Raw genomic sequence first — 3,293 nt, 5'->3', positions numbered from 1 at the left:
ATGATCTGCTCGGACTCCAACTTGCCGGCCTGACGGGCGAAATCCGTTGCGCTCAGGTCCTTGTCGTTTTTCAGCGTAGGGTCAGCGCCGGCTTCCAGCAGCAACTTGACGCCCGATGCGTTGCCATACATCGCAGCCATCATTAAAGGCGTGGTGGCGTTGGGAGACGCCGCATCGATATAGGCAAAGTTGTCCAGTAAAAACTGCATGACCGCTGTGTGGCTATTGGTCGCTGCATAGTGCAAAGGCGCCCATCCTGGCTTGTTGACATCCGCATCCAAACCAATGAGCTGCCTGCACAGCTCCAAATTCCCGACAAACGCGGCCAACATCAGAGCGCTCTCATCCTGCGGATTGCGGGCTTCGACCTTGATGCCGCGCTGGCGCAACAACAGCTGAACCGACTTGGGCGCAGGAACACGAATAGCCACCATCAAAGCTGGCACGCCCTTGGGGTTAATCGTGTTCGGGTCAAAGCCGCGTGCCAATAATTGCTGCAAGACGGCTACATCGTCCTTCTCAATGGCAGTGAAAAAATCCTCATAAGAACCGGCCTGGCCCGGCAGCGCGAAGACCAACAGCAAGGCGGCAGACACTACGCGACGACTCAGACGCACGGTGCAACCCCAAATAGTGTGTCGAAATTGCGGCTGGTAAGTATTGCCATCTCTTCCACATTGCTGTCCTTGAGCTCCGCCAACGCTTGTGCAACGAAGGGCACATACGACGGGTTATTGGTTTTGCCCCGGTACGGAACCGGAGCGAGATACGGGCTGTCAGTCTCAATCAACAGACGGTCCATGGGGACCATGCGCGCCACATCGCGAATGGACTGCGCCGACTTGAAGGTCAAAATTCCCGAAAAAGAGATAAAAAAGCCCAAATCGAGCGCCTGCCTGGCCACATCGGCATCCTCGGTAAAACAATGGAAAACGCCGCCTGCACTTTGCGAATCCGCACACTCGCCCTCCTCTCGCAGGATGCGCAGCGTGTCTTCGGAAGCGTTGCGGGTGTGAATCACCAAAGGCTTCTGCAGCGCGCGCGCGGCCCGGATATGCAGCCTGAAGCGATTACGCTGCCACTCCATATCGGCCACCGTACGCACGCCCAAACGGTAGTAATCCAAGCCGGTCTCGCCAATGGCAATGACCTTGGGCCGGCTACCAATCTCGAGCAGGGTTGGCAGATCGGGCTCCATCACGCCCTCGTTGTCAGGGTGCACTCCAGCGCTGGCCCAGAGGTAATCAGCGCCCTGGGCAAAGGTGTGGACGGTTTCAAACTCTTCCAAGGTAGTGCAAATACACAGGGCGCGGGTGACATTCGCGTCTGCCATAGCCTGAGCGATGGCGGGCCAGTTGCCGGCCAGCTCAGGAAAGGTCAAGTGGCAATGAGAATCTGTGAACATGAATAACCGGCGAGGTTAGGGCCGACGCGGCAGGCAAGGTCTGCGCAGGCCCTGATAAACAAGATGGGCCTAAACGGTCTGGGTCGGACGGTCGGAGTTCAGGTGGGCGCCCAGAATTTCTTCGATTTTGATTTTCAGGCCCCGCGACTTCTCGTCGGTTGGAAACTGCACACCCACCCCCTGGGTGCGTCCGCCCGCCGCCTTGGCCGGCGTGACCCAGGCCACGCGGCCTGCCACCGGATGACGCTGCGGGTCTTCCGGCAAAGAGAGCAACACATAGACATCGTCGCCCAAAGCGTATTCCCGCGTGGTGGGAATAAACACGCCGCCATCGGTAAACATCGGGATGTAGGCGGAGTACAGGGCCGCTTTTTCCTTGATGGAGAGCTGAATCACGCTGGGGCGCGCGCTGGATGTGGGTGGGCTGCTCATAATTTTCTCGAGTTGCCGGAGTTTAGGACGGTTTGCGCCTGAGAGACAAGCGCCTCACTCATCAAACCGGCGTTAAAGGGATGGTCCACAGTTTTCATGGCCTCCGCCAGTTGCTTTGCCCAAGCTGCCAGATCTCCAAGGGCTGGATGCAACCCCTTCAAGGCCGCAGCTTGAAAAAACCGCGGTGCGGCGCCCGCGTCCATCACCATCAGGTCATGGCAGAGCTTATGGGCCGCATCCAGCAGCTGCGGCGCGGTCCAATCTTTGAATGCAGCCACCTGCCCCTGCGCAAAGGCCTGCGGCACCTGTGGCCAGACCTGCAGGGCGATGCCGGCCATGGACAGCGCCATATCCGGCCGTCCGCCTGCAGCCTGCAACGCCGGAGCGATGGCAGCTGAGTCAACCCCCTGCTGCGCCAACCATTGGGTGGCTTCGTCTCCCGCGGGCCACTGCATGGTGTGGCTGATACAGCGGCTGCGGATGGTGGGTAAGAGCTGGTGCGCCGACTCGGTGGCTAGTACAAACCGCAGGTTGCCGGCCGGTTCTTCGAGGGTCTTGAGGAGTGCGTTGGCGGTGACGTTGTTCATGTTCTCGGCAGGAAACACCAGCACCACCTTGCCGGCGCCCCGCGCGCTGGTGCGCTGCGCGAACTCCACCGCGTCGCGCATGGCGTCGATCCGGATTTCCTTGCTCGGCTTGCGCTTTTTCTCGTCGATGTCGCTCTGCGCCTTCTCCGACAGGGGCCAGCCCAGCTCCAGCATGATGGTCTCTGGCATCAAAACGCATAGATCTGCATGGGTCCGCACGTCCACCGCATGGCAGCTCGGGCAGGCTCCGCAGGCGCCCATCGGAGACGGCATGTCGCACAGCCAAGCCCGCGCCAGGGCCAGGGCAAGCTGGTAATGCCCGAGACCTGAAGGCCCCTGCAGCAGCCAGGCATGGCCGCGCTGAGCGAGCAAGATTCGCGTTTGCCGCTGAATCCAGGGCGCCGCCACGAACTGCGGGGCCTCGCTCATGCCGCCAACCAGCCGCGTTCGCGCAGCGCCGCCATGACATCCTGCCGCACCTGCTCAGGGAGCTGGTCGGCGTTGATGCGGGCAAAACGCTGGGGCGCAGCGCTGGCACGACGGGCGTAACCGGAGGCTACCTGCTCAAAGAATGCTTGTGGCTGGGCCTCAAACTTGTCAGGCACCCGCGCGCCGGCCAGCCGCACGGCTGCCACCGCCGGTGGTAAATCGAACCAGATGGTGAGCTGCGGCAAGAGCAAGCCGCCGGAGTGCGCCGGCGCGCTCAGGCCAAGTGCCCGGGGGCTTGCATCGCCCTGAACCCAGTTTTCCAGCGTTTCCAGAATGCTCCAGTCAAAGCCCCTGCCGGCACCCTGGTAGGCAAAACTGGCATCGGAAAAACGGTCGCACAAGACCACCTCACCGCGCGCCAGAACAGGCGCAATCACCTG

General features: G+C 61.2%; 5 protein-coding genes. All 5 read right to left on the bottom strand.

The genetic code is table 11. The features are described from left to right. A partial coding sequence (locus tag Q0O05_RS11870) for an ankyrin repeat domain-containing protein (RefSeq protein ID WP_366519051.1) occupies positions 1–617 on the bottom strand: 617 nt, incomplete at its 3' end. Continuing rightward, a complete protein-coding gene (locus Q0O05_RS11865; protein WP_293663286.1) occupies positions 608–1,405 on the bottom strand; it encodes a TatD family hydrolase in 798 nt (265 codons plus the stop codon). The genes Q0O05_RS11870 and Q0O05_RS11865, both read right to left, overlap by 10 nt. 69 nt (positions 1,406–1,474) lie before the next feature. Then, positions 1,475–1,837 (bottom strand): PilZ domain-containing protein, encoded by a 363-nt coding sequence (locus Q0O05_RS11860; protein WP_293663284.1) that lies wholly within the window; start codon positions 1,835–1,837, stop codon positions 1,475–1,477. Then, complete coding sequence (locus tag Q0O05_RS11855; RefSeq protein WP_293663283.1) at positions 1,834–2,853, bottom strand: DNA polymerase III subunit delta'; 1,020 nt, start codon at positions 2,851–2,853, stop codon at positions 1,834–1,836. The genes Q0O05_RS11860 and Q0O05_RS11855 overlap by 4 nt, the downstream gene beginning before the upstream one ends. After that, positions 2,850–3,293, bottom strand: a 444-nt coding sequence (locus Q0O05_RS11850) for a dTMP kinase (RefSeq protein ID WP_293663282.1), incomplete at its 5' end; no start/stop codon positions are given. The genes Q0O05_RS11855 and Q0O05_RS11850, both read right to left, overlap by 4 nt.

The sequence above is a fragment of the Rhodoferax sp. OV413 genome (genome assembly GCF_945881795.1).
Lineage (GTDB): Bacteria > Pseudomonadota > Gammaproteobacteria > Burkholderiales > Burkholderiaceae_C > Allorhodoferax.
Note: the sequence above shows the minus strand (reverse complement) of the source record. Positions and strands in the feature narration are given on the sequence as shown.

Coding starts and splice junctions, on each gene's coding strand:
- Q0O05_RS11865 (WP_293663286.1), bottom strand. CDS start 1,405: ATGTTCACAGATTCTCATTGCCACTTGACCTTTCCTGAGCTGGCCGGC.
- Q0O05_RS11860 (WP_293663284.1), bottom strand. CDS start 1,837: ATGAGCAGCCCACCCACATCCAGCGCGCGCCCCAGCGTGATTCAGCTC.
- Q0O05_RS11855 (WP_293663283.1), bottom strand. CDS start 2,853: ATGAGCGAGGCCCCGCAGTTCGTGGCGGCGCCCTGGATTCAGCGGCAA.